23 protein-coding genes and 1 pseudogene are annotated in these 22,815 nt (G+C 62.3%); 6 read left to right on the top strand and 18 right to left on the bottom strand.

The genetic code is table 11. The annotated features are described in order from the left end of the window. Positions 1 to 153: 153 nt before the first annotated feature. The 5 genes from argF to BM113_RS18880 form a co-directional block, all read right to left on the bottom strand. Complete coding sequence (gene argF, locus BM113_RS18860; RefSeq protein ID WP_089789561.1) at positions 154 to 1,041, bottom strand: ornithine carbamoyltransferase; 888 nt, start codon at positions 1,039 to 1,041, stop codon at positions 154 to 156. 56 nt (positions 1,042 to 1,097) lie between these two features. Beyond that, complete coding sequence (gene arcC, locus BM113_RS18865) at positions 1,098 to 2,021, bottom strand: carbamate kinase (RefSeq protein ID WP_089789562.1); 924 nt, start codon at positions 2,019 to 2,021, stop codon at positions 1,098 to 1,100. A 302-nt stretch (positions 2,022 to 2,323) separates the two neighbouring features. Beyond that, a complete protein-coding gene (arcA, locus tag BM113_RS18870; protein WP_089789563.1) occupies positions 2,324 to 3,784 on the bottom strand; it encodes an arginine deiminase in 1,461 nt (486 codons plus the stop codon). 79 nt (positions 3,785 to 3,863) lie between these two features. Further along, complete coding sequence (locus BM113_RS18875) at positions 3,864 to 4,652, bottom strand: IclR family transcriptional regulator (protein WP_089789564.1); 789 nt, start codon at positions 4,650 to 4,652, stop codon at positions 3,864 to 3,866. Positions 4,653 to 5,833: 1,181 nt separating this feature from the next. Next, positions 5,834 to 7,426, bottom strand: coding sequence for an ABC1 kinase family protein (locus BM113_RS18880; protein ID WP_089789565.1), 1,593 nt, complete (start codon positions 7,424 to 7,426; stop codon positions 5,834 to 5,836). A gap of 162 nt (positions 7,427 to 7,588) precedes the next feature. Between BM113_RS18880 and BM113_RS18885 the strand changes: the two genes are divergently transcribed. Further along, positions 7,589 to 8,020: a hypothetical protein gene (locus tag BM113_RS18885; RefSeq protein ID WP_177209225.1), complete on the top strand. Its 432-nt coding sequence runs from the start codon at positions 7,589 to 7,591 to the stop codon at positions 8,018 to 8,020. A 139-nt stretch (positions 8,021 to 8,159) separates the two neighbouring features. On the opposite strand, the gene BM113_RS18890 is transcribed toward BM113_RS18885, so the two are convergent. Then, positions 8,160 to 8,594 (bottom strand): universal stress protein, encoded by a 435-nt coding sequence (locus BM113_RS18890; RefSeq protein ID WP_089789617.1) that lies wholly within the window; start codon positions 8,592 to 8,594, stop codon positions 8,160 to 8,162. 205 nt (positions 8,595 to 8,799) lie between these two features. On the opposite strand from BM113_RS18890, the gene BM113_RS18895 reads away from it, so the two are divergent. Continuing rightward, the gene (locus tag BM113_RS18895; RefSeq protein WP_089789567.1) at positions 8,800 to 9,018 is read left to right on the top strand and encodes a hypothetical protein; all 219 of its coding nucleotides are present in this window, start codon (positions 8,800 to 8,802) and stop codon (positions 9,016 to 9,018) included. A 71-nt stretch (positions 9,019 to 9,089) separates the two neighbouring features. On the opposite strand, the gene BM113_RS18900 is transcribed toward BM113_RS18895, so the two are convergent. Together BM113_RS18900 and BM113_RS18905 are read right to left on the bottom strand one after the other, a co-directional pair. After that, the gene (locus tag BM113_RS18900) at positions 9,090 to 9,383 is read right to left on the bottom strand and encodes a HalOD1 output domain-containing protein (RefSeq protein WP_089789568.1); all 294 of its coding nucleotides are present in this window, start codon (positions 9,381 to 9,383) and stop codon (positions 9,090 to 9,092) included. Between the two features lie 58 nt (positions 9,384 to 9,441). Beyond that, complete coding sequence (locus BM113_RS18905; RefSeq protein WP_089789569.1) at positions 9,442 to 10,623, bottom strand: hypothetical protein; 1,182 nt, start codon at positions 10,621 to 10,623, stop codon at positions 9,442 to 9,444. Positions 10,624 to 10,778: 155 nt separating this feature from the next. On the opposite strand from BM113_RS18905, the gene BM113_RS18910 reads away from it, so the two are divergent. Both BM113_RS18910 and BM113_RS18915 read left to right on the top strand, forming a co-directional pair. Continuing rightward, positions 10,779 to 12,134 (top strand): M28 family peptidase, encoded by a 1,356-nt coding sequence (locus BM113_RS18910; protein ID WP_089789570.1) that lies wholly within the window; start codon positions 10,779 to 10,781, stop codon positions 12,132 to 12,134. 192 nt (positions 12,135 to 12,326) lie between these two features. Next, positions 12,327 to 13,667, top strand: a complete 1,341-nt coding sequence (locus BM113_RS18915) for an MATE family efflux transporter (RefSeq protein WP_089789571.1) — start codon at positions 12,327 to 12,329, stop codon at positions 13,665 to 13,667. A 179-nt stretch (positions 13,668 to 13,846) separates the two neighbouring features. Here BM113_RS18915 and BM113_RS18920 read toward each other — a convergent pair. The 10 genes and pseudogenes from BM113_RS18920 to BM113_RS22440 all read right to left on the bottom strand — a co-directional run bounded on the left by BM113_RS18920 (position 13,847) and on the right by BM113_RS22440 (position 20,252). Next, positions 13,847 to 14,055: pseudogene (locus tag BM113_RS18920) on the bottom strand (helix-turn-helix transcriptional regulator). A 71-nt stretch (positions 14,056 to 14,126) separates the two neighbouring features. Then, complete coding sequence (locus tag BM113_RS22030) at positions 14,127 to 14,306, bottom strand: hypothetical protein (protein WP_143095860.1); 180 nt, start codon at positions 14,304 to 14,306, stop codon at positions 14,127 to 14,129. A 174-nt stretch (positions 14,307 to 14,480) separates the two neighbouring features. Beyond that, positions 14,481 to 14,732 carry a HalOD1 output domain-containing protein gene (locus tag BM113_RS18930; RefSeq protein WP_089789618.1) on the bottom strand — a complete coding sequence of 84 codons (252 nt, stop codon included), beginning with the start codon at positions 14,730 to 14,732 and terminating at the stop codon, positions 14,481 to 14,483. After that, the gene (locus tag BM113_RS18935; RefSeq protein WP_245758109.1) at positions 14,719 to 15,117 is read right to left on the bottom strand and encodes a DUF7344 domain-containing protein; all 399 of its coding nucleotides are present in this window, start codon (positions 15,115 to 15,117) and stop codon (positions 14,719 to 14,721) included. The genes BM113_RS18930 and BM113_RS18935 overlap by 14 nt, the downstream gene beginning before the upstream one ends. A gap of 220 nt (positions 15,118 to 15,337) precedes the next feature. Beyond that, complete coding sequence (ptsP, locus tag BM113_RS18940) at positions 15,338 to 17,023, bottom strand: phosphoenolpyruvate--protein phosphotransferase (protein WP_089789574.1); 1,686 nt, start codon at positions 17,021 to 17,023, stop codon at positions 15,338 to 15,340. Next, on the bottom strand, positions 17,020 to 17,280 hold the full coding sequence (locus tag BM113_RS18945) for an HPr family phosphocarrier protein (protein WP_089789575.1): 261 nt from the start codon (positions 17,278 to 17,280) through the stop codon (positions 17,020 to 17,022). The genes ptsP and BM113_RS18945 overlap by 4 nt, the downstream gene beginning before the upstream one ends. Before the next feature lie 323 nt (positions 17,281 to 17,603). After that, positions 17,604 to 17,984, bottom strand: a complete 381-nt coding sequence (gene dhaM, locus BM113_RS18950; protein ID WP_089789576.1) for a dihydroxyacetone kinase phosphoryl donor subunit DhaM — start codon at positions 17,982 to 17,984, stop codon at positions 17,604 to 17,606. Further along, positions 17,981 to 18,709 carry a dihydroxyacetone kinase subunit DhaL gene (gene dhaL, locus BM113_RS18955; RefSeq protein WP_089789577.1) on the bottom strand — a complete coding sequence of 243 codons (729 nt, stop codon included), beginning with the start codon at positions 18,707 to 18,709 and terminating at the stop codon, positions 17,981 to 17,983. Before dhaL ends, dhaM begins: the two co-directional genes overlap by 4 nt. A gap of 38 nt (positions 18,710 to 18,747) precedes the next feature. Then, positions 18,748 to 19,749: a dihydroxyacetone kinase subunit DhaK gene (dhaK, locus tag BM113_RS18960; protein WP_089789578.1), complete on the bottom strand. Its 1,002-nt coding sequence runs from the start codon at positions 19,747 to 19,749 to the stop codon at positions 18,748 to 18,750. Positions 19,750 to 20,075: 326 nt separating this feature from the next. After that, positions 20,076 to 20,252: a hypothetical protein gene (locus tag BM113_RS22440; RefSeq protein ID WP_177209226.1), complete on the bottom strand. Its 177-nt coding sequence runs from the start codon at positions 20,250 to 20,252 to the stop codon at positions 20,076 to 20,078. A gap of 377 nt (positions 20,253 to 20,629) precedes the next feature. On the opposite strand from BM113_RS22440, the gene BM113_RS18965 reads away from it, so the two are divergent. Then, positions 20,630 to 21,457, top strand: coding sequence for an undecaprenyl-diphosphate phosphatase (locus tag BM113_RS18965; protein ID WP_089789579.1), 828 nt, complete (start codon positions 20,630 to 20,632; stop codon positions 21,455 to 21,457). A gap of 453 nt (positions 21,458 to 21,910) precedes the next feature. Next, positions 21,911 to 22,405, top strand: coding sequence for a hypothetical protein (locus BM113_RS18970; protein WP_089789580.1), 495 nt, complete (start codon positions 21,911 to 21,913; stop codon positions 22,403 to 22,405). Positions 22,406 to 22,815 lie beyond the last annotated feature (410 nt).

The raw sequence follows: 22,815 nt of genomic DNA on the forward strand, positions 1-22,815 counted from the left end.
GAATCGCCAAAGTCGAAAGTGGGTACCGGGTTCGAAGGGCTCCGTGCCGTGGCTACACACGACGCGCGCTGTAGCCGAAAAGCGGGTTAGGGATGGATGTCGACGCGTTTTGTTTCGACCGCTTCCGTCGGTGTTCGAGGGGACGATCCGGACTTATTCGTTGACCAGCGTATGGAGGATGGCTTTCTGGACGTGCATGCGGTTTTCGGCCTGGTCGAAGATCACCGACTGGGGACCGTCAGCGACCTCAGCCGTAACCTCCTCGCCACGGTGGGCCGGGAGGCAGTGCATGAAGACGGCGTCGTCGCGAGCAGCGTCCATGAGATCCTGGTCGACCTGGAAGCCGTCGAACTCGGCGAGTTTCTCCTCGCGCTCGTCTTCCTCGCCCATGCTGACGAAGACGTCGCTGTAGACGGCGGTCGCGCCGTCGACTGCCTCGTACGGGTCGTTGGTGACCGTCACGTCAGCATCGCTGACGCGTTCCTGGATCTCCTCGTCGGGCTCCATACCTTCGGGAGTGGCGATGCGACAGTCGACGTCCATCTTTGCGGACGCCTGCATCAGCGAGTGGGCGACGTTGTTCCCGTCGCCAACGAACGCGATCGTGTCGAGACGGTCCTTTTCGTGGAGGGTGTACAGGTCGGTCAGAGCCTGACACGGGTGGAGGAGGTCAGTCAGTCCGTTGACGACCGGAACGTCGGCGTGTTCGGCGAGTTCGATCATCTCCTCGTGATCGAACAGGCGGGCCATGATAGCGTCCTCGTAGCGAGACATGACCTGGCTGACGTCCGAGATGGGCTCCCCGCGGCTGAGCTGAGAGGACCCCATCTCGAAGAAGATGCCGTGGCCGCCGAGCTGGGTCATTCCCGTCTCGAAGGACAGGCGCGTCCGCGTCGACGGCTTCGCGAACAGCATCACGAGGGTCTTGTTGTCCATCACGGAGGAGAACTCGTCGGGGTTCTCCTTCATCTCGTCGGTCAGTTCGAACAATTGTTCGATCTCTTCGGTCTCGATGTCGTTGATGTCTATCAGGTGCTGCATCGTTTTGTATTTCCTGTGGTTGTGTATTTAATTCTTTGGCTATTCCCACCTGCTAGTTATCGATCCGCCGGGACGACCGTCGTCCCGGTTTCCCCCTCGAGTGCCTCCGTGGCGGTTTCCGGTGCCGTAATAACCGCCCGATCGCCGCCGTTCTCGACGAACTCGATACACGCCTCGACTTTCGGTGCCATACTCCCTTCACCGAACTCGCCGGCCTCGAGGAGTTCGGCCGCCTCGTCGGCGGTGAGCTCGTCGAGTCGTTCCTGGTCGTCGGTCCCGAAGTTCCGGTAGACGGCTTCGACGTCGGTCAACACCAGGAAGTCGTCCGCACCGATATCGGTGGCAAGTACCTGTGCGGCGCGGTCCTTGTCGATGACGGCTTCGATCCCTGTCAGCCCGCCGTTGTCTTCCACGACGGGAACGCCGCCACCGCCGACGCTAATGACTGGCTTGCCGGTCTCCACGAGCGTTCGGATGCGGTCCGACTCGACGATCTCGATCGGCTGGGGGGACGGAACGACGCGCCGGTAGCCGACCTCGCCGTTACCGTTCGTGTCCTCCTTGACCGGGAAGTCCTTCGCTTCGGCCTCGGCTTCGTCGTAGAACGGACCGATCCGCTTCGTGGGATCGTCGAACGCCGGATCGTCCCCGTCGACGAGCGTCTGCGTGATGACGGTCGCGGGGGTTTCCCCGAGGTCCTCGCGGAGTTGCTGCTGGAGAAGGTAGCCGATCTGTGCCTGCGATTCAGCGCCGAGGACGTCGAGCGGCTTCTCCCCGACGGAGTCCGACTCCTCGTTCTGGAGGAGCAACTGTCCGACCTGCGGACCGTTGCCGTGAGTGAAGACGAGTTCGTGCCCGCGCTCGTGAAGATCGACGAAGTGTGGGACAGTCTCCCGAATCGTCTCTCGCTGATCTTCGATCGATCCTTCGCCACCTCTGAGTAGGGCGTTCCCACCCAGAGCTACGACTGTATAGCTCATGGGTACTTGGAACTCTCTCCAGGTAGCAGAAAACTCTTATGCTGATTCTCAGGCGTCGGTGTGACGAACGTTCGCAGGACGTGTGAGTAGCCCGAGTACAGATACTGTGCCGTCACAGGGGCGTTTTGGCTTCCCGTGACGTCGAAGGCTACTGGACGTCCGAAGCCCGGTAGGGCAGAACAAAAACGAGCGGCTGCGCCGCGGTCGCAAAGAACGGCGACCGAGTAGCGGCGCAGGGATCACGACGAACGCAGCCGAGGGGGACACCGGCGACCGTGCCTCTGACGTTGCTCGATGAGACGTTACTCCGGAACGCGACGGAGCGGCGTCGTCATGCAGTGAATCGCACCGTATCCTGCCCGGAGATTGATGATCTTCCGACCTTCGCCGTCGGGAACGACCGTCACGTCGTAGTCCTCCTGCAGCCCCGTCACGAACTGCCGCATGACGCAGTCGTCGTCCTCCGAGAAGCGGACGGGGAGGATCTTACGGGGGCCGAGCGTCAGGAAGTTCGTGATCGCCTTCAGTGCCGTGTCGACGTCCGGATGGTCCGGATCGACGTAGTCGTAGACGTCGACGATCTCGAAGCCCTTCTCACGCAGGTAATCGCCGAAGTTCACGTCCGGTCGATCCAGGACGTACGGCTTCTCTTCGTCCTCGACTCGCCGATACACGTCGAGAGTCGTGTTGTCCACGAGCTCCTTGTGGGCCACGGCGAGGTCCTCGTCGACGAAGTTGAACCACGTGTCGAGGTGCATGATGTCCATCTCGACTTCGCCGTTGTCGTCGTCCTTGTTCTCCTGAGCGGCTTCGAACGGTGCGCGAACGAGTCCGACTTCCGACGTCCCGAACGCGTCGTCCATCAGGAGGCGATGGCCGGCCGCGTAACTGGTCCGGTGGACGTATTCGGTATCGTCCTCCGCGATGTCATGTTCCGGATACGCAGTGCCTTCCGGAACCTTCGCCGAGACCCCGAGGAGCGAGAACTCGCCGGCGGGATAGAAGTCGCCGCCTTCGACGAGCACTTCGGTCGACTGGATGTCGTCACGTTCCGGAACGTATTCGGTGACGTCGTGTTCGTGCACCTGGGACATGTCCGCGACGATATCGACGTCGAACTGGTTCCCGTCGAGAGCCTTCCAGGATGCGCGAGCGATGTCGACCTCGGGCTTGCGCGTGTCCTCTTTCATCGAACAGAGGACGACCCCGTTCTTGGTGACGAACTGCTGGTCCCGCTGGAAGTACATGTTCGTAAGCGGCTGTTCCAGTTGGACGCTCGTCGTGTCCCAGCGGTCGGGGTTCGACCCGGGGACGTCCTCCTCGGCGTCGGCCCGATGGCGAATGACCTTCGCATTGCTCAGGACGGCCTGCATCTGTGTATGCGGGTTGAGCTCGTGCAGTCGCGACCACAATTCGTCCCGCCGATTCACCCGGACCTCCTCCTCGAGTTCGCTGAGATCGAAGTCGACACGCGACGAGAGCAGCGCGCTCATCCCGCCGCCGTTGGCGAGGTCGTCGTGGAGGTAGTGGATCGGGTCGTCAACGGGCAGCGCTTCCTCGAGGTCCCGGGAGAGGCTGAGATGTTCCTGTTGGGCCTCGACGAGCGAGAAGTCGTCGAGGAAAAGGTTCGGTTCGGGGTCCATGATCCCGACGAACGTTTCGGTACCCGGAAGATGCATCCGAACCGCCTGTAGTGGGTCCCACTCGGCGGTAGCCTGTACTTTCGGGAGGTCGTCCGTGTGCTTCGGGGATTGATTACTCATGGGAATTCAGCTAGGTGTTTCGACAACAAGTATGTAAATGCATCGCTGAAATATACAGCCGTTTATCCAACCCGGCGTCTTACTCTGTCTCTATTTTCACTTCGATGATGTTTGCAGCTTCCATCACCAGCTCCGGCACCTCGTCCGTAAACTGTGCGTTCTGCAGGCGAGTTTTCGGTGCGGTGACGCTGACGGCACCCGCGACGGCTTCCCCCGGACCACGGACCGGTGCACCGATGGACCTGGTCCCGCGGATCTCCTCTTCGTCGTTGACCGCGTACCCCCGTTCGCGGATCTCCGCCAGTTGCTCGCGGAGCGTTCCCCGATCGGAGATCGCGTTGGAATCGTCGTCGAACTCCGTCCGCGCGATCAACTCGTCCCGACGCTCCTCGGGAAGAAACGCGAGTATGGACTTGCCGGCCGCGCTCGTGTAGAGTTGGCGCGGAGTTTCTCGCATCCTGAGGTGGTAGTCGCTGGTCACCGCGTCTTCCCCCATCGCTTCGTAGAGTACGATCTGGTCCCCGTTCGATTCGGTGACCAGGTGAGCGGTGTGACGGGTCTGGTCGGCCAGTTCGTCGATTTCGTCCCGCCCGATCCGATAGAGGTCGGTGTTGTTACGTGCGTAGTTCGAGATGGGAATGACCCAGTACCCGATCTGGTAGGCACCGTCGTCCTCCTGTGTTACGATCCCCTCCTGGCGAAGCGTCGCCAGGTACGTGTATATCGTCGATTTCGTCAGTTCCAGGTCGTCGGTGAGTTCCTGTAACGTGGCGCCTCGCCTGTCTTTGATCGCGTGAACGATGTCGATCGCTTTGTGAACGGATTTGATCTGGCGGGGTTCGTCCGCGTCCGACGTGTCCGGTTTCATATTCGAACGCACGCAGAGTAGCATCTTATACTGCCCTCATCTGCCCACCGATTGAAAATAGTCAAATACGCCCCTCCGACCATCGTTACCGATACGACTTCCATCGAGTTGTCGGCTCTCAGCCCTCGAGGACGACGAAAATGTGTCTCCCGACTCTCGAGAGCGTTCGCAGTCGTCGATACGCAGCGGCCCCCAATCGCCGATGGTATCCGGGCGGTCCACTCGAGGTTCTCGATCGTAACGTGAACAGCGGTCGTAACGAGAGAACTCCGGATTCGGCGGTCGAGAGGCCTGGCAAAATCGCCATATGATTGATTTGAGATAGCCAAACCCAGGGAGGAACACGATGGACCCGCAAGTAGTGGAAATACACCTCTATAACCGACATCTGGGCGTTAAAGCACTGATATTGCCGATCTTACCTTCTCACGAACACGCCAAAGACGACTCGAGCACGATATAGGATTTGATAGAATCAAACGAATCCTGCTGGTTTTTCGTTCGTACTCACTCCGCTGCTCACTTCTCGGCGTGCATTCCCTTGTAAGAGGGAGAGTACCGTTCTCTTCGCCTTGCTCGTGGGATTGCGGCCTCCCGCTGTCTGACCGTGGTCTCCGCACTCGAGGCGAGGCGGGTAGTTCCCGGCACTCGAATTACAGCAGTACCGGTGTAATTCGACATACTCAAATACCCGTTCGACTGCTCGATCGAGTCAACCCCGTTTTCGACCGTCGTGGCACTCATCGGGGTGGACACACCTACTGGTCGACGTCACGTGAAGTTGACGGGGGGCTAGATCCTTCCAGTTCGAACCCTCCCGAGCTACTTTCGATCCGACAGAAACGCCCGAAGGGTTTAGATATCAGTATGGACTGGAAAACACATCGTCTATGAAAGTATAACGATACCCTGACTAATACCTCGACCGTCGACGATCAGCCGATCCATCTATCGAATACAGTGACGAGAAAACCCACCTGATCGGGATGTGTTGTTAAAACTCCGACGAGAGTGCAGTATCTCTATTACAGACAGCTCTCTTGTGACGGCGAAAATAATTCCGATAGAATGACTTTTCTCGGTTATATCATTCTGCACATCATCTATTATGGAGCAGTGATTCATTATTAAATCCCAGTATGTTTTGTTAATACGACTCGACATACACTAACTCGAGCACGTCACAGCGCCGACGTCCACCGGACGCGAACGTATTGGGCAAGCGCCAGCAGCGCCCCCGCGAGACTCAGGAGTTCGTACGCCCCTTCCTGGAACGCCAACAGCCCAGCCGTTACGAACAGCGCGGCCGCGAGGACGGCGTACCCGACGCCCGGATCGCCGCCGGTCGGCCTTTCGACCGGCTCGGTCCGGACGAGGAGTTCGCCCCGCTCGAGTTGGCCAAGGACGGCGTCAGCCCGAGCCGGTAGCCCCGCCACGACCGGTGCAGAACGCCGGAAATCCGCCTTCACGTCCTCGAGCAGCGCCTCGAACTCGCCCTCGATGAACCCGTAGTCGACGAGAAACGATCGCGTCACCGCGATGAAGTCGAACTCGGGGTCGAGGCTCCGACAGACTCCCTCGCCGACTGTCCCCACCCGCATGAGCAACATGACGTTCGGCGGGATCCGAAACGGAAAGTCATGGAGCATCGACAGCAGTTCCGTGACGATCAGCCGCCAGGTGACGTCGCCCCGGCCCTCGAGGTTCTCGATCACCAGTTCGAGCACCTGTCTGACCGCGACCCGGTCGACGTCGGGGTCCAGCACCTCGAGGGCGATGAGCGTGTTCAACAGGCCGTCGACGTCCCGCCGGACGAGCGTCCGGTAGAGGTCGGTGATCTCGTCCTGTTCCTGGCGCGTGAGCCGCTGGCTCATCCCGTAATCGTAGATCACGAGCCGTCCACCCTCGGTCACGGCGAGGTTTCCGGGGTGAGGATCCGCGTGGAACACGCCGTCGACCAGCCCCATCCGGAGGTAGGTGCGGGCGATCAACGTCGCTAGCTCCGTCCGGCCCATCCCCGCCGCCTCGAGTGCGTCGTCGTCGGTGATCTTACGGCCTTCGACGTACTCCATGGCCACCAGCCGCTTCGAGCAGCGGTCGTCGTACGTCTCGGGGACGACGACCCGGTCCTCGTCCGCGAAGTTCTCGCCGATCTCGGCCATGATCGAGGCCTCGCGGGCGAAGTCCAGCTCCTGGAGGATGATCTCCTCGAAGTCGTCGGCGAGATTCCGGATCGAGTAGCGCTGGCGCTCGTCGGCGAACGCCGCCAGGATCGGGACGAATCCCCGAATGACGCGCAGGTCCCGTTCGACGAGCGAGACGAGCCCCGGGCGTCGCACCTTCAGTGCGATCCGTTCCCGTCCGCTCTCGGAGTCGAACTCGGCCGTGTAGACGAACGCGAGCGACCCGCCCGCGACGGGTTCGAGCGTCTCCAAGTCGACGGCTGGATCGTCGCCGAGTTCCGCCTCGACGACGGTCATCGGATCGCCGCCGGCGTCTTCGGGAACCTCGTCCTGCAGGGTAGCGAACGCTTCGACGTAGGTCGGGGGGACGATGTCGGGGCGCGTCGAGAGCACCTGCCCCACCTTGATGAACGCGGGGCCGAGATCCAGCATGATATCGGTCAGTCGCTGGGCACGCTCGCGGTGGACCGCCGTCGTCACCTGCCGCGATGGGCCGAACAGCAGGAACCGGCGACGATCACGGAGGAAGGCGATGGCGACGGGGAGAAACCGGACGAGAACCTGTAGATACCGGAGGTAGTACCCTCTCATCGGTGTCTGGCGAGGGGGCCGTCGATCGTGGGACGATCCATACGTCGTGTTCGAAGACCGAACACAAATACGTCGGTGATCCCGCTGACTGCGGTCGATCGGGTCGGCGCCGGCGTCGAACCGATCGATAGATTGAACAGTTCCGCCAGTCTCGTCGTAGCTATGGACGCGGGGCAACGACGGCAGTGGGTTTTGCTGGTCGGGTGCCTGCTCGTGACCGGGATCGTCTACCTCGGGTTGATCCCGCGTCTCGTTCTCGCCGGGGATAGCTCTCGGGCGGTGCGATACGTCGGACTCGGCTGGGTACCCTACACCTGTCTGTTCTACGTCGTCGGTCGGCTCTTCTCCACGCCGGAAACCCTGCCGAACATGCGCGCGGCCGACGCCGGTCTGGGGCTCTTTCTGGTTGCGCTTCTGTTGAGCCTCGGTCTCGACGCCTGGGGGTTCACGCCGGAAGCCGTCCCGGCGGCCCACGCCCTTCAGGCGGTCGCCGTTTTCGTCGGACTCGCGCTGTTCGGCTGGGGGCTTGGCCGCCGGTCGAAGGCGATCGCAACGAGGACCGATGCGGGCGCGGAACGCCGCTCGAGCGAGTGAGGGGTGAGGAGTGAGGCGAGTGAACCGAGCCGTCGCTCGCACGTCGTCCGTGTGGAGTCGTGCGGTTTACTGTCCGTCAGTTCCGGCGCACCCGCGACCCGGGGGCGGTTGCACCGGTAGATCGGGACAGCAAGCCGTATCAGTCCCGCTTCCCGACCACGAGCACGTCGAGATCGCCGTGACGGGTAACGCCGTCCGTGACGCTCCCGAGCATCAGTCGGCCGACGCCACCCCGTCCCCGCGTCCCCATGACGACGACCTCCGCATCCACCTCGTCGGCATACTCGAGGATCTCGTGAACCGGGACGCCCGTCCTGACTTCCCCTTCGACGTCGATTCCGCGGTCGGCCCCACGTTCCTCGAGTCGCTCGACGAACGTCGCCGCGCGGTCGGTCAGGACGTCGGCCGCGCTCGCGTCGTCCCCCGGGAGGCGAACGGAGCCCAGCGGCCCGGTTTCGGCGATGCTGATGGCGTACACCGTGCCGTCGGCCGTCTCCGCGAGGTCGAACGCGCGACTCGCCGCCCGCTCGGCGTAATCGCTCCCGTCGGTCGGAACGAGGATCCGATCGTACATATCTCGACGGTCGCGGTCGACTCCCATAAATCGCGCCGCCGAGTCCGTTTCGGATAGCCAGCTCCAGTTTTCCACTCCAATGGTGCCTATACGAGGGTAATCGAGCCGAACGAGACCTCGAGACGGCGTCCCGACGCCGATAACCAGCCGCTGGGAACCGCGCTCGTCGTTTATGCCGGCGCTGGTGAATCATTCGAACGGAGTCATGAACGCCGACACGTTACAAGCGGAACTCGAGGCCGCGGGCGAACTGATGGTAACCGTCGAAACGTTCGAGGAACCGCTCGAGTTGCACCGCCACGACACCGAGATCGGCACCGAAGAGATCACGCTCGAGTTGACCGACGGGAAGCTGGTCTTCGACGTCGACGCCGTCGTCGGCTACTGGAAACACCAGCACTCGCTGTCGGACTACGGGCTCTGAACGGTTCGTTCCGAGCGGCTTCAAAGTTTTTACGGGAAATCAGGTGAAAGTGCAGTTCTCCCCGAACGACCTCACTGCCCGTCGTAGACGTGAACCGTCATCGTCTCCTCGAGCGACGCGACGACGTCGTACTCCCCGACCGTGAACCCGACTCGCACCTCGGTCCCGCGACGGTCGGCGTGCTCGAGCAACTCCGCGAGGGCCCCGGCGTCGACGCTTTCGTATAACGCCTCGAGTTCGGCGGCGGGGACCCCCTCGGCGGCAGCGATCGCTCGCACGAGGGTCTGGAGTATCGACTCCGACTCGCGGCGCTCGGTTCGAAGGAGGGGTTCGTCGGGCGACCGGTCGCAGTCGTTCGTGACCATATAGGGACTCGTGACTGTTCGGCAAAGAGGACAGTTCCAAATCAGATTGGGAGTGGGGTCACGTCGCGAACCGTCCCGCGAGCAGGCCGCCGTAGACGACAGCACCGACGAACGAGAGCGCGACGCCGACGGATCGAACCTGGGTCTGGGCGGTCCCGCAGGCGATGCCGGCCGCCTGGACGGTGACTCCGGACGCCAGGAGCGCGATCGAGAGCGCCACCGTCCGCTCGCTCGCGCCGGGGAACCGGCCGTCGGGGACGGGGAAGAACTGGTAGGCGTAGCCGGCGATCGTCAGCGGGAAGAAGCCAGCTAGTACGAGGGTCCGGTGAACCGCCACGGCGTCCTCGATGCCGGCACCGAACGCCAGCGGGAGGGCGACTGCGACGGCAAGCGCGCCCGCGAGCGCCCCCAGCCCGATTCCGGCGAGTTCGGTCCGGGAGCGGTCGGTTCGAACGGCGACGACGGCCACCAGGAGCAGGTAACACACCATCGCGATCCCGGCAAGGAGCGCGCCGACGCGGAACCAGCGCGGGCGGCCGAGCCCGGCAGCGAGAAACGCCGGGGCGATCGCGCCGGCCGCGAGCGTCGGCCAGGCGAGGCTCCGCGGCGGCGAGACGTGATAGAAGCCGACCAGCAGGCGCGCACCGAGGGCGAACACGAGCACCGCGCCGAACCCGAACGCGTAGACGTGGCTCACGCGCGGGAAGGCGACCGACTGCTCGACGAGCGGCGTGCTCGCGAGCAGTGCGACCGTCCCGATCAGGAGATACCCCAGCGCGACGGGGATCGCCGCCGTCGCGACCCTGGTGGATCGCTGGGGGCGGTCACCCAGTTTGAACACGTCCCCGGGCCGCTCGAGGAGGACGGGACAGACGGTCGCGGCCAGCGAGCCGACGAAAGTGGCTACGCCCAGCGTCCAGAGCACCGCCCCGGCCGTAAACAGGGTCCCGATCCCGTCACGCAGCCACCCGCCGACGAGGAAGGCGACACCGAGGTACGCGAGGACGAAGTGGACCCCGGCGAGCCGTGGCTCGGACAGCGTCCGTCCGGCGTAAGGCGGCAGGAGGAGATAGCCCATCCCGAAGATCATCGGACAGACGAAGCCGAACAGCCCGAGCAGGACGACCGTTCGCCCGTCGGCCCCGGCGGGGATCGAGAGCAGGGTGGCCGCGAACGCGGCCGTGCTGGCGACCACGAACCGCTGGGTCCAGCGTTTGAGTCCGGCAGCACTTTCGTTCATGTCGCGGTGACCGTCTCGAGGAGCCGACCGACCAAGTAAGTTGAGCGGCACATCTCCGCCTGGCGGCCTCGAGTCGGCGACCGCGGTCGTGACATCGAGCGATCCCGACTTCCGCATCCCGTACCTTCTTTGGGATTCCCGATCCCCCACACTCCATGACGAACCTACCCGACAGCGTCGTCGGCGACGCACACACGAGTTCCTTCCACTGGGACGTACTCGAGGATCTGGTCGACATCGGGAACCGGATGGCCGGCCAGGAAGGCGAACGACGGGGCGCGGAACGCGTGAAAGCGGCCTTCGAGGCGGTCGGCCTGCGAAACGTCGCCCTCGAGGAGTTCGAGATCGACGGCTGGTGGCGCGGGAACGCTGCCCTCGAGACCGCCCGCTCCCACGCGGAGACGTACGACGCCGACTATCAGGTGATCGGCCTCCCCGGCACCCCGAGCGGCACCGTCGAGGCTGAACTGGTCGACGTCGGCTACGGCCGCCTCGAGGACTTCGCGGACGCCGACCTCGAGGGGAACGTCGCGATGGCCTCGAGCGAGACACCCGACGATCACGAACGGCGACTCCATCGGATGGAGAAGTACGCCAGCGCGGTCGACGCCGGCGCTGTCGGGTTCGTCTTCCGCAACCACGTCGAGGGCTGTCTGCCTGCGACCGGCGAGATCGGCTACGACAACCGCCCCGGGCCGATCCCCGCCGTCGGCGTCTCCAGGGAGGTCGGCCGACGGCTGCTCCGCCACGCCGAGGACGGCGAACTGACGGTCGAACTCGCGGTCGACGCCCGGAACGAACCCACCGACTCGGTGAACGTCGTCGGCGAACTCGGGCCCGACACCGACGAGGTCGTGCTGGTGACCTCCCACGTCGACGCCCACGACATCGCCGAGGGGGCAAACGACAACGGCGCTGGCACCGCGCTGGTCTGTGAGATCGCCCGCCTGCTGAAACGGGTCGAGGACGACCTCGAGACCCGGGTCCGGTTCGTCCCCTTCGGCTCCGAGGAGATTGGCCTCCAGGGAGCCTCCCACGCCGCGGCGACGCTCGATCTCGAGAACGTGAAGTGCGTCATCAACCTCGACGGCGCGGGCAACTCCCGTACCCTCCGGGTCAACGCCAACGAGTTCGACGCCGTCGCGACCCTCTTCGAGGAGATCGCCGACGAGTACGACGTGCCCCTCGAGACGGACGACACCATCAGCCCCCACGGGGACCAGTGGGCGTTCGTCCAGGAGGGCGTCCCCGCGTCGATGACCTCCTCGACGTCGGACTCGAGCGGCCGCGGCTGGGGTCACACCCACGCCGACACGCTGGACAAACTCGACGTCCGCGACCTCCGGGAACTGTCCGTGCTCGTCGCCTCCGCGGCGTTCACCGCGGCCGAGGCGGACCGGGAGTTCCCGCAGCGCTCCCGCGAGGAGACGAAGGCGTTGCTCGACGAGGGGTACGTCCAGGAGCTGAAGATCGGCGGTCGGTGGCCGTACGACGAGGTCGAAGACGAGTAGAACACCGGCCTCGAGCGGTTCGAACGGGAGGTATCCGTTCCGCGCCGTCGAAACACCCCCAGCGCTTCCGCAAACTCAGTTTTTAACCACGCCGGCAGGCATTCATCGCCAGTGCTGTCGGTAGTCCTCGCTCTCGTCGGGAGTCGGCTGTGGCGCGCCTGGCGCCGCGTGTTCGACCTCTCCTGGCCCGTCATGGCCGAACAGGTGTTGCGGACGCTGATGCGGACGACCGACCTGATCGTCGCCGGCTTCTTCTCCCCCGCGGCGGTCGCCGCGGTCGGCCTCGCGGACATCTACGCCCGGTTTCCGCTCCGGTTCGGAATCGGCATCGGTGACGGCGCGATCGCGCTCTCGAGCCAGGACACCGGCGCCGACGCGACTGCGAACCGCGACCAGGCGGTGACACAGGCGCTTTTGCTCGGGCTGCTCGGCGGGATTCCGTTCGTTCTCTTCGGCCTACTGCTCAACGAGTCGGCCATCGCCGTGCTCGGGGCCCTCGCCGAGGACGGCGCGATGGCCCAGGTGATCGAGTACGGCAGCACCTACCTGCTGCTCGTCATGGTGTCGGCTCCGGCTATCCACGTCAACTTCATCGCCGCCCGGTCGATCCAGGGGACCGGCGACACGAAGACGCCGATGTACGTCAACGGCGCGGTCAACGCGCTCAACATCCTCCTGACGGTCGGGCTCGCGTTCGGCGTCGGACCGCTGCCGGAACTGAGCGTGATCGGCATCGCCGCGGCGACGGCGCTTGCCGACGGACTCGGCGCAGTCACCTTCCTGGCGATCATCGGCAGTTCGGCAAGCGACATCCAGTACGTCCGGCCGCGGCGGTTCGTCATCGCCAAACAACTCGTACTCATCAGCTGGCCCCGCATCGCCGAGGGCGTCTCCGAGATGATCGCCGAGTTCCCGTTCAACGCGATCCTGCTCGCGTTCGGGACCGAGGTCAACGCCGCCTACCACATCGGCCGCCGGATGTACCAGCAGGTCGCCTCGCCGCTGGGCCGGGGGTACGGCGTCGCCGCCAACATCCTGGTCGGCCAGTCGCTCGGCGAGGGCGACTCGAGTGTGGCGTACTACTACGGGCTCGCGGCGACCGGACTGAGCGTGCTCACGGTGGGTGGGCTCTGTGCAGCGCTTTTCGTGTTCGCCGAGCGGTTCGTCCTGCTTTTCACCCGCGACCCCGCGACCGTCGAGTACGCGACCGGGTTCGCGCAGGCGTACGCGATTGCGGCGCTGCTGATCGCCGCGTACATCGTCCTCGCGGGGTCGCTTCGGGGCGGCAGCGAGACGCTCACGCCGTTCATCGCCCGCCTCGTCGGGACCTTCGTCTTCCTGCTCGGGTTCACGTACGTCGTCGGCGTCGAACTCGGCTACGGCGTCGTCGCGGCCTACCTCGCTGTCATCCTGGATTTCGTCTTCCGGGTCGCCTACCTCGCGGTCGTCTACTACCGTCGCCGGTGGGTCGACCGCGGGACGTCGATGATGACCGAGCGAGGCAGCCTCGAGGGGAGTTCTCAGGACGATTGACAATCGTCGAGAGGGCGGTTTCGGAGTGGCGAGTAGAACTCTCCCTGGCGTCCGAAAACGGGAACCGGTGAAACGATCGCCTTCACTGATGGCTTGAAGATGGTCGTCGAATAGGCAATACGTCTCTCTCGTGATGAGGTCACCGTGCAATCGCTCAAGAGTCGCTACCGATAGAGGGGTCACGACTCCTCGACGTCGTCGAGTTCGGGATCGAAGGGATCTTCGACTGCACAATCGACGTACGCTGCGAGTTTGAACGCGAGTTCCAGTGAGGTCGTACCGGTCAGGTTCGATAGCATTGATCGTCTGGCGGGAGACCGACTGTCTCCGCAAGGTCCGTCTGACTCTCGTTGCGTGTTTGACGTTCCTCGCGGATTTTCGAGTCCAATACTATCGGTAGTAGTCGAGGCGGGATGCAGACGTGAGACACGATGGCGGTCGTGGTCCCGAGGGTGGCCGTCACGGACCCCACTCGAGGTACGTGGTCGTCGATAGCGCTCCCAGCGACGGGAACCCGATGGCCGCGAGCCACCCGAACACTGCGAGGGTGACACCGCTTGCCTGCTGTCGGATCGCGTCATCGTGCTCGTCGAACATCGTGTAGTCCGAGAGATACGGAATCACGATTCCGGCAGCCATCCAGTAGCCCGTAGAAAACGCGTACAACAGCCAGAGAATGTAACAAGGGCGGACCAGGTAGACAGGGCCGTTTCCTCTCCCGATCAGTTGCACCGGCATACACCGCGAGTCGAACTCCCACTCGTGAAGATGCTGTGTGTGCCGGTAGGTTCTGCTAGATCAGTCATCAAAGAGTCATTTTTGTCTTCCGGAACAGGCCTCATATTTCATGCCATCGATAAATATCGTTCCACCGTGCGTTAGACGCACCTGGTGGTCGCTGACACGAAAGGTAAATTCCCAGACGCCGTCGTCCATGTTCTCTAACTTCTCCAACACTACGGGATCGATATAGTCCGCTAGGATGAAATCCACCTCTGATGCATCCATATTATCCGATTGGGCTATCGCTTCGATCACCTCGCCGACAATATCATTGTCTGACATCGTGATACAGTTCCTCATAGATATCACAACCAGTGATCAGCGACTTGGGAAACCGATCAATCGATTCCTCTATAAGATTGAACATAACTTCGACCTCCTCGAAGTGGTGGCCACGCTGGACGCAAAACGGGTCGCGCTCCCATCGGACGTAGCCAGCGTCGGCCAGTTTCGGGAGGTGGCTGTGCTCAAGTCGCATGGCCGCTCTCTCTGAATCCCACGACGAGTCGGGTGCCTTCGCGGCTTCCGGAAGTGGAAGTCTCCTCTCCTCTGGTGCGTCCTTTAGCGAGTAGATTATCATTCGGCGTTCCTGTGAGGCAAGGATCTCGTGGAGTTGATCCCATCGATCGATTGCGGATCCCTCCGGGCTGGATGGATCGGTTTCCATGTCCTCCATAGGGGTGTGAGGTAAGTTAAACATTATAGCAGCCAGGCTATCTTGAAAGACCAACTATCTGTATTCAGCAGAAAGCGACCGTCTTCCTCAGACTCCGTCAGAAGACCCCTGCGGAATACAGCGGATGAGTTCGTCACGAGAGCCTCGGTTGTCCCACGACGACGGCAGTGAACATGTTCGCCGGCCTGATCCGAACTGAACACGCACGGGCTTACTCGCCTTCGAGATACTCGTGAACTTCCGCTTTCGTACTGGCACTGAGTACGCGGTCCGCCAGTTCTCGAGCGGTTTCGCTCTCGGTGGCTGTCACCTCGGCTTTGACCGTCGGAATCGTCACCGCACTCATACTCAACTCGTCCAGGCCGAGACCGACGAGCAGTTCGGTCAGATCAGGGTCGCCAGCCATCTCGCCGCACATTCCGATCCAGGCGTCGGTGTCGTGAGCAGCCTCGACGCTCCGACGAATCGAACGCAGGACCGCCGGATGCAAGGGGTCGTGCAGGTCGGCGACGGCGTCGCTCTCCCGGGAGGCAGCCATCACGTACTGGGCCAGGTCGTTCGTACCGATACTGAAAAAGTCGACGCGCTCGGCGAGTTCTTCGGCCATCGTAACGGCCGCTGGCGTTTCGATCATCACCCCGATCTCGGGGACGGCGTAGGGAATACCTTCTTTCTCGAGGGTCGTCGCGACCTGATCGACCGTGTCGAGGGCGCCATCGAGTTCTTCGACGGTCGTAACGAGCGGGAACATCACCGAGAGACGACCGGCCCCTTCCGTAGCAGCGCGCAAAAGCGCCCGGAGTTGGGACTCGAAGAGGTCCGCGTCCGCATCGAGCGAGCGGCGGATCCCACGGTCGCCGAGGAACGGATTCTCCTCTTCGTCAGCGTCGAGATACGGAATCGGTTTGTCACCGCCGATATCGAGCGTGCGGACGACGATCCGACCGTCCGGGAACGCGTCGAGTGCGTCAGTGTATACCTCGAGCTGTTCGTCCTCGTCGGGCGGCTGCTCGCGGTCGAGAAACAGGAACTCGGTCCGGTAGAGGCCGATTCCGTCAGCCCCCTGCCGGGTCGCTCCCTGGAGTTCCGCACTGGTACCCACGTTTGCAGCGACTTCGATCTCCGTGCCGTCTGTCGTCTCGACGGGCTCCGTCCGGATTTCGACGTCTCGAGTAGCAGAAACGCGCTCGCGAGTCCCTTCGTCAGGGTCGACGATCACCGCGTCCTTCTCGGCATCGATAGCGACAGTCGTTTGTTCCTCGATTTCCAGCAATTCCTCGCCAACGCCGACGACCGCGGGAATGCCAAGCGATCGTGCGAAGATGGCGGCGTGGGACGTCCGTCCACCGGTCACCGTCGCGAACCCGGCAACTCGGGCAGGATCGAGCTGGGCCGTATCGCTCGGGGTGAGACGTTCGGCGAGAATTACCGTTCCCTCCGGGACCGCTGATAGGTCGATCCGCTCGTCGCCCGCGAGCAGCCTGCGGAGCCTGTCTCGGATATCCCGCATGTCGTCGGCACGCTCGGCCATCATTCCATCCATCCCCTCGAACTGGTCGATAGCGTCCCCGAACGCCCTGTCTACGCCGACTTCTGCGGCGTCCCCCTCTTCGATCGCTTCCTCGATACTGTCGGTGATCTGTGGATCGTCCAGGAACTGCAGGTGGGCGTCGAACACTGCCGCTTCCTCTCGACCGACGCGTTCGGCCGTCCGTTCGCGTTCACGCTGTAACTCCTCACGGGCGCTCCCTCTGGCCTCCTCGAAGCGCTCCAGTTCGGTCTCCGGGTCGTCGGCCTCGACGGATTCTGCGCCGGGTATCCCCCCGGTTCGGTACCAGCGAACCGTTCCGAGACCGGACAGCGGCGTGACGGCGACGCCTGATACTCGAAAGGTCATTCTGGCGTGGTGAGCACTGCTTCGAGCGCTTCCAGCGCGGCCTCTTCGTCGGGGCCGTCGGCAGTGATAACGACGTCTTCGCCCGACGGGGCGTTCAGGCCGGTCACTGCGAGCATACTCGCAGCGTTGACCGGATCACCATCGACTGGCGCGACCGTGACCTCGCTGTCGTACTCGTTTGCCGTCTCGACGAATCTCGAGGCCGGCCGTGCGTGCAAGCCGTCTTCCGGAACGATCGTTACGGTGCGTTGAATCATACTGTATCGTTTCGTTGGGTGAATTATCGCGTTCTGGAGACTCAATCAGCTATACTCCCTAATTCAAGGAGGCCGGATCAGAGTAATACCCTTTCGTAGCACGGTGACCACAGTATACTCTTGTTGACAGGTGTATCGTCGTACAGACCGTACGGTCGAACAGCGTCGTCTCCCTGCTGTCGCCGTCCGCTCCGCCGATCGGTTCCACACTCCAGCGTGTACGCGTATCGTCGGACGAACGGCACTACCCGATCACCCTCGGGGAGGGGCCAGGAATCGGTTACGTCGTTCACTTCTCCGCCGATTACTATTCGGGATTCGGATCAGTCCAGTTTCCGATATTCGCGTGCTTCTTCAGCCCGTTCGACGACCGAATCGAGCGTCGCTTTCCCGCTGGTCGTCTCGACGCCAGCGTTGACCGTACCCTCTAACACTGGTGCATCGGCGATTGCCGTGTCGGCATCGCTCATCTCGATCGCCAGCTCGGCGTTCATGACGGCGCTCCCGAGATCGACGAGGACGACGACCCCGTCTCCGTCGTCCGCGGCCTCGATAGCGTCCCGAATTCGTTCCGCGTCGGTACCGAGGCCTCCGTCCTCGCCGCCCGCGGGCTCGATCTGTGCGTCAGCGGCCATCTCCAGGGCGACCTCACAGATCCCTTCCGCGGCGCGAGCGCTGTGTGAGACGACGACGAGGCCGATCATTCTCCCTCGCCCTCCGAGACCTCGTCGGGCATCTCCTCGGGTGCTTCCTCGGCCTCCGCAGTGGCCTCGACTTCGCCGTCGAGATACGTCTGTGCGGTCGCAAGCAGTTCTTCCACGATGAAAAGCGTCGACGTCGCGCCGGGGTCCTGATGACCAACCGACCGCCAGCCGAGGTAGGACGCGCGCCCCTTCTTCGCTCGGATGGGCGTGGTGAACCCGACGCCACGCTCGGCCGCGTCGACCGCCTTCGCCAGCGCTTCGAGGGGTGCCAGATCGTCAGTCTCGATCGATTTCTTGTAGGTGTGGACGGCCGGTGTCAGCGCGTCAACCATCGTCTTCGCGCCGACCTCGGCCCCGCCGCGGTCCTGAACCTTTTCCAGATACGCCTCGGCGAAGGCGACGCTGGTCTCGGCGGTGATCCCCTCGTCGGCGAACTCCTGACTGGCGGACATAATCGAGCCGCCGTACAGCGGTCCGGATGCGCCGCCGACCTCCGAGACGAGCGTGACGCCGATCGTCTTCACAAGCTCTGCGGGCTCTGCTTCGTCCATATCCTTGACTTTCTCGTTCGCCCCGCTGAACCCGCGGGCCATGTTCGTCCCGTGGTCGGCGTCGCCGATCGCCGAATCTAGCTCTGTCAGGTGGGCCTTCTCCTCCTCGAGTCGCACAGTGACGTTTTCGAGTGCCTGTACAATCGCCTCTCGTTGTCGCTCCGTTTCGCTCATTTGAATTGGGGTAGAAGAACGCAAAGCGTTTGCAAGGTTTATTCCGTCACCGTCAGCCCCGGCGTGTCGGCCGGAGCTAACAACAGCTCTTTGAGTTCGTCGTCGAGGGCACAGACGGTGATCGACGCTCCCTCCATGTCCAGCGACGTCATGTAGTCGCCGACCCACGCGTCCCAGGTCTCCAGTCCGTGCTCGTCCATCAGTTCCTGCAGGCGGTTGTTGACGACGAACAGTTCCATTAGCGGGGTGCCGCCCATCCCGTTGACGATAGTCAGGACCTCCTGGCCGTCGTCGAGCTCGAGATCTTCAAGCACCTGCTCGGTGAGGTGTTCGGTGATCTCGTCGGCACTCGCTTTCTCCGTTCGCTCCGTTCCCGGTTCGCCGTGGATACCGATCCCGAGCTCGATCTCGTCCGCTCCGAGGTCGAACGTCGGCTCGCCTTTGTCCGGCGTGATACAGGAGGTCAGCGCCATACCCATCGTGCCGACGTTGTCGACTACTTTTTCGGCGACGCGTGTCACTTCCTCGAGGTCGGCACCGTCGGCTGCTTTCGCGCCAGCGGCCTTGTGGACGAGGATCGTTCCCGCGACGCCGCGGCGACCCGTCGTGTACAGCGAGTCCTGGACGGCAACGTCGTCGTTGACGACGACCTGCGAGACCTCGACGTCTTGCATCTCGGCCATCTCGGCCGCGGTATCGAAGTTCATCACGTCACCCTCGTAGTTTTTCACGACACAGAGGACGCCCTCGCCGCCGTCGCAGGCCTCGATCATCGATTCGAGCTGATCTGCAGTCGGTGACGTGAACACCTCGCCGGCCGCAGCGCCGTCGAGCATCCCCTCGCCGATATAGCCGCCGTGGGTCGGTTCGTGGCCGCTTCCACCACCGGAGACGATTCCGACTTTCCCGTCGATCGGAGCGTCCTTCCGTACGAGCACTTCCGCATCGTCGAGCCGGCGAAGTCGGTCGGGGTAAGCCGCCACCATGCCATCCAACATCTCGTCGACGACGTCTTCTGGTTCGTTGATGAGCTTCTTCATGACTCATCCTTTCTTTCGTGTCTTGGGTATTTAAACTAGCACGGGTATTAGCTCTCGCCAGTCTTGTTCGGGCCCGTAGGCGGCGGTCTTGATTGCTGGGTATGAGGCGTCAGTTGGCACAAAATGACTGCACCGAGTGTCGACGGGAATCGGCTGGTCTGGACCGGAATACCTGCGGAATACGTCCTGTATTGGGTAGACCAATTCGGAACTGACGAACTGGTCGTAAGTGCGGCCTGCTGAATCCAGCGGATGGGTGCAGCAAACTGACGTCATTTCTCACGAGCGACTCGTGCTGAGTCAGCCGATCCGTAGAGCTACGAGCGTCACGATGGCGCCGAATTCGAGTTCGCGTAGCTAACACCAACTATGGAGAGAAAAACGGCACCGATCAGTACAGGATACTGGACGTACCACGGTGTTTCTGCCAAAAAGAATAGTCCAAAGACGAGTAAAACCAGACCAATCACCGTGAAGGCGAGCCACGAGTTGTTCGTGTTCATCATCGTTTGTTCGTCATTATTCCAATATTGTTTCTTTTTGGCATGAGCGATCGTTGGCCTATGCTGAGTGATCCGTCTTCAGTCCCTGCTACATTCGTGCTGTGTATCTTGCACGCTTCACTCGACCTATTCAGTAGAGCTGGCAGAACGCACCTGCAAGATACAGAGGATCAGTGCAGCACGACGACTTGGTTTGGTTCACACCAGGGCCAGGGACCACCCGTTCAGTAGACCGCTGGCATGTGTGCTGAAAGGTGTCACCGCCACAGTCCAGGACGTCGGCGATCACCGGATCGCTCGCGTACTGATGGCTATGTACCGGGCCATACCGTTCATATAAAGCGGGAAGATGTGCCAAGAGGAGTTCCCTCCATCGAATGTCGGTAACCGAGTACGTAATCGCGATCGTCGCCGGAATCGTACAGGGGATCGTCGAGTGGTTACCAGTTTCGAGTCAGGGAAACCTCTCGCTCGCGTTGACGCTAATGGGGGTTCGCCCGGAAACGGCGCTCCAGCTCGCACTGTTCTTTCAGGTCGGAACGACGCTCTCGGCAGTGGCGTACTACCGCGATGACATCGCGACGCTTTTCGACTCGGTCTCGAGTTGGCGTCCGGGTTCGGCGTACCGCGAAGATCATGCGGTGACGTCTTACCTCGTCGTCGCCTGTGCTGTGACCGGACTCGTCGGCATCCCGATTTACGTGTTTGCGGTCGATCTCGCCGGGCAGGTTTCCGGTGGACTATTCATCGCGACGATCGGATTGTTGCTCATCCTTACCGGAGTGCTCCAGCGCACATCGGAGTCGCTCTCGATGGGGCGACGAAACGTTCCAACGGCATTCGACTCGATCGTTGTCGGTGCCGTCCAGGGGATTGCTATCCTGCCCGGAATCTCTCGGTCGGGCGTGACGACGAGTGTCCTCCTGTTCAGAAGCTACGAGCCGCCCGCTGCATTTCGACTCTCGTTTCTACTCTCGATTCCGGCGAGCCTGGGAGCCGCTGCCCTCACTGTCGTCGGCGCCGGTGGCCTACCCGGGATCGGTCTCGGTCCCGCGATCACCGCGGTCCTTGTGAGCGCGATGGTGGGTTACCTGACGATCGGAACTCTGATGCGAATCGTCGATCGAATCCCGTTTTCGGTCGTCTGTTTCGGACTGGGTGCGCTCGCTCTCGTCGGCGGGGGTGCCGTCACTGTAATCGTTTGACACGGATCAGTGTAGCATGTTCCCGGGGATCGCTGCGGGGAGACGGTTTCCAGTACCGAGTCATAATCCCGGTCGAGACGTAACTGAGCCTAGGCACAGTGCAGTAGAGGGGGTCGCATATCGGTCCTACTGGTTCAGTGCTTGCCCTGTACTGACCGATCACTGCCTTCGTAGCCCGAATCATATTTCGCACCACATCCCCGGCCCGTATCTCACACGGTTCGTTCATCCTGTCCAGCAGTTGGGAGAAAACGCGTGCAACAGCCAGCGGATGAGTCAGGCATAACGGCCCCGTTTGTTTCCTGCTGAAACCAACGAGTCATCCGTTCCGTCGTCTGTGAACAGACCAATCTCGAGTTGTATCGTGTGAGGGGGGAGCTCTTATACGGGATGTTACTTGTCAATGAACCATGGGGGCTTATTGGGGTTCCTCTAGAAACGTAATCCGCCCTTATGGTCCAACCGTTCGTCCACGCCAAGCCTCTCCAAGCGCTCAAACTCGGAGCTATCCTCGGAGTCCTCGGGTTCGGAATCGCCGGAGTCGCCGGTTTGTTCCCTGACGGGGGACTTGACAGCCTCCTTATTATCGCCTTCTTTCCGATGATTCTCGCCCTCGTGGTGGGTACCGAGACACTCCTCGCGGGCTATCGTCTCGCCCGTGCCGACGACTCGAGGGGCCGATTACGAAGCCGGCCCTTCTACACGGCAATCCGGGTTCTCGAGGTCGTCGCCACTATCGGTGCGCCCGGGACGTTCTACGTCCTCATCGTCGAGGTCGGTAGCGAGGTCGCCGGCCCGGGTGCGATCGGGTTGCTGTTATACGGGGTTGGCTTCGGCCTGCTCGCATTCGGTGCGGTGGTACTGCGAACGCTGGTCGAGTATTACGACCACCGCCAGAACCGCTCCACGTCAGGACACATCCGAGACAGAAACGATATCTCCGACTGATAGCGGGGTTAGTGCTCGGGACGTCCCCTCCAATGATTGATCCGGTCTTGCCCCATGTCCCCCCCATCTCATCGTGCCTCGTTCGCGCCCAGTATTTCACACGCTTCGCTCAACCTATTCAGTAACTGGTAGAAAGTGCGTACAAGATACAGAGTATAGATTCAGCACCAGTTTCCGCGCGAGCGAAGCGAGCGCGGTTCTCGGGCGGCGAGGCCGAAGGCCGAGCAGCCCGCCTTTTTCATCGAAGTTTTTGCGCGAGTGGTTCGCCTCCGGCGAACCCGACGCGGAAAAAGTTCGCGCCCTGTATTCATCACGGCTACTGAAACCTATCACCGCGTGAGAGTTTCGACAAGGCCGGAGATTTGAATCAGGGGGTCACACGTTCGCGAACGAAGTGAGCGAGATCGTCC

Origin of the sequence: Natronobacterium haloterrestre (assembly GCF_900112205.1) — an archaeon.
GTDB lineage: Archaea > Halobacteriota > Halobacteria > Halobacteriales > Natrialbaceae > Natronobacterium > Natronobacterium haloterrestre.

Coding starts and splice junctions, on each gene's coding strand:
- argF (WP_089789561.1), bottom strand. CDS start 1,041: ATGCAGCACCTGATAGACATCAACGACATCGAGACCGAAGAGATCGAA.
- arcC (WP_089789562.1), bottom strand. CDS start 2,021: ATGAGCTATACAGTCGTAGCTCTGGGTGGGAACGCCCTACTCAGAGGT.
- arcA (WP_089789563.1), bottom strand. CDS start 3,784: ATGAGTAATCAATCCCCGAAGCACACGGACGACCTCCCGAAAGTACAG.
- BM113_RS18875 (WP_089789564.1), bottom strand. CDS start 4,652: ATGAAACCGGACACGTCGGACGCGGACGAACCCCGCCAGATCAAATCC.
- BM113_RS18880 (WP_089789565.1), bottom strand. CDS start 7,426: ATGAGAGGGTACTACCTCCGGTATCTACAGGTTCTCGTCCGGTTTCTC.
- BM113_RS18885 (WP_177209225.1), top strand. CDS start 7,589: ATGGACGCGGGGCAACGACGGCAGTGGGTTTTGCTGGTCGGGTGCCTG.
- BM113_RS18890 (WP_089789617.1), bottom strand. CDS start 8,594: ATGTACGATCGGATCCTCGTTCCGACCGACGGGAGCGATTACGCCGAG.
- BM113_RS18895 (WP_089789567.1), top strand. CDS start 8,800: ATGAACGCCGACACGTTACAAGCGGAACTCGAGGCCGCGGGCGAACTG.
- BM113_RS18900 (WP_089789568.1), bottom strand. CDS start 9,383: ATGGTCACGAACGACTGCGACCGGTCGCCCGACGAACCCCTCCTTCGA.
- BM113_RS18905 (WP_089789569.1), bottom strand. CDS start 10,623: ATGAACGAAAGTGCTGCCGGACTCAAACGCTGGACCCAGCGGTTCGTG.
- BM113_RS18910 (WP_089789570.1), top strand. CDS start 10,779: ATGACGAACCTACCCGACAGCGTCGTCGGCGACGCACACACGAGTTCC.
- BM113_RS18915 (WP_089789571.1), top strand. CDS start 12,327: ATGGCCGAACAGGTGTTGCGGACGCTGATGCGGACGACCGACCTGATC.
- BM113_RS22030 (WP_143095860.1), bottom strand. CDS start 14,306: ATGGCTGCCGGAATCGTGATTCCGTATCTCTCGGACTACACGATGTTC.
- BM113_RS18930 (WP_089789618.1), bottom strand. CDS start 14,732: ATGTCAGACAATGATATTGTCGGCGAGGTGATCGAAGCGATAGCCCAA.
- BM113_RS18935 (WP_245758109.1), bottom strand. CDS start 15,117: ATGGAAACCGATCCATCCAGCCCGGAGGGATCCGCAATCGATCGATGG.
- ptsP (WP_089789574.1), bottom strand. CDS start 17,023: ATGACCTTTCGAGTATCAGGCGTCGCCGTCACGCCGCTGTCCGGTCTC.
- BM113_RS18945 (WP_089789575.1), bottom strand. CDS start 17,280: ATGATTCAACGCACCGTAACGATCGTTCCGGAAGACGGCTTGCACGCA.
- dhaM (WP_089789576.1), bottom strand. CDS start 17,984: ATGATCGGCCTCGTCGTCGTCTCACACAGCGCTCGCGCCGCGGAAGGG.
- dhaL (WP_089789577.1), bottom strand. CDS start 18,709: ATGAGCGAAACGGAGCGACAACGAGAGGCGATTGTACAGGCACTCGAA.
- dhaK (WP_089789578.1), bottom strand. CDS start 19,749: ATGAAGAAGCTCATCAACGAACCAGAAGACGTCGTCGACGAGATGTTG.
- BM113_RS22440 (WP_177209226.1), bottom strand. CDS start 20,252: ATGAACACGAACAACTCGTGGCTCGCCTTCACGGTGATTGGTCTGGTT.
- BM113_RS18965 (WP_089789579.1), top strand. CDS start 20,630: ATGTCGGTAACCGAGTACGTAATCGCGATCGTCGCCGGAATCGTACAG.
- BM113_RS18970 (WP_089789580.1), top strand. CDS start 21,911: ATGGTCCAACCGTTCGTCCACGCCAAGCCTCTCCAAGCGCTCAAACTC.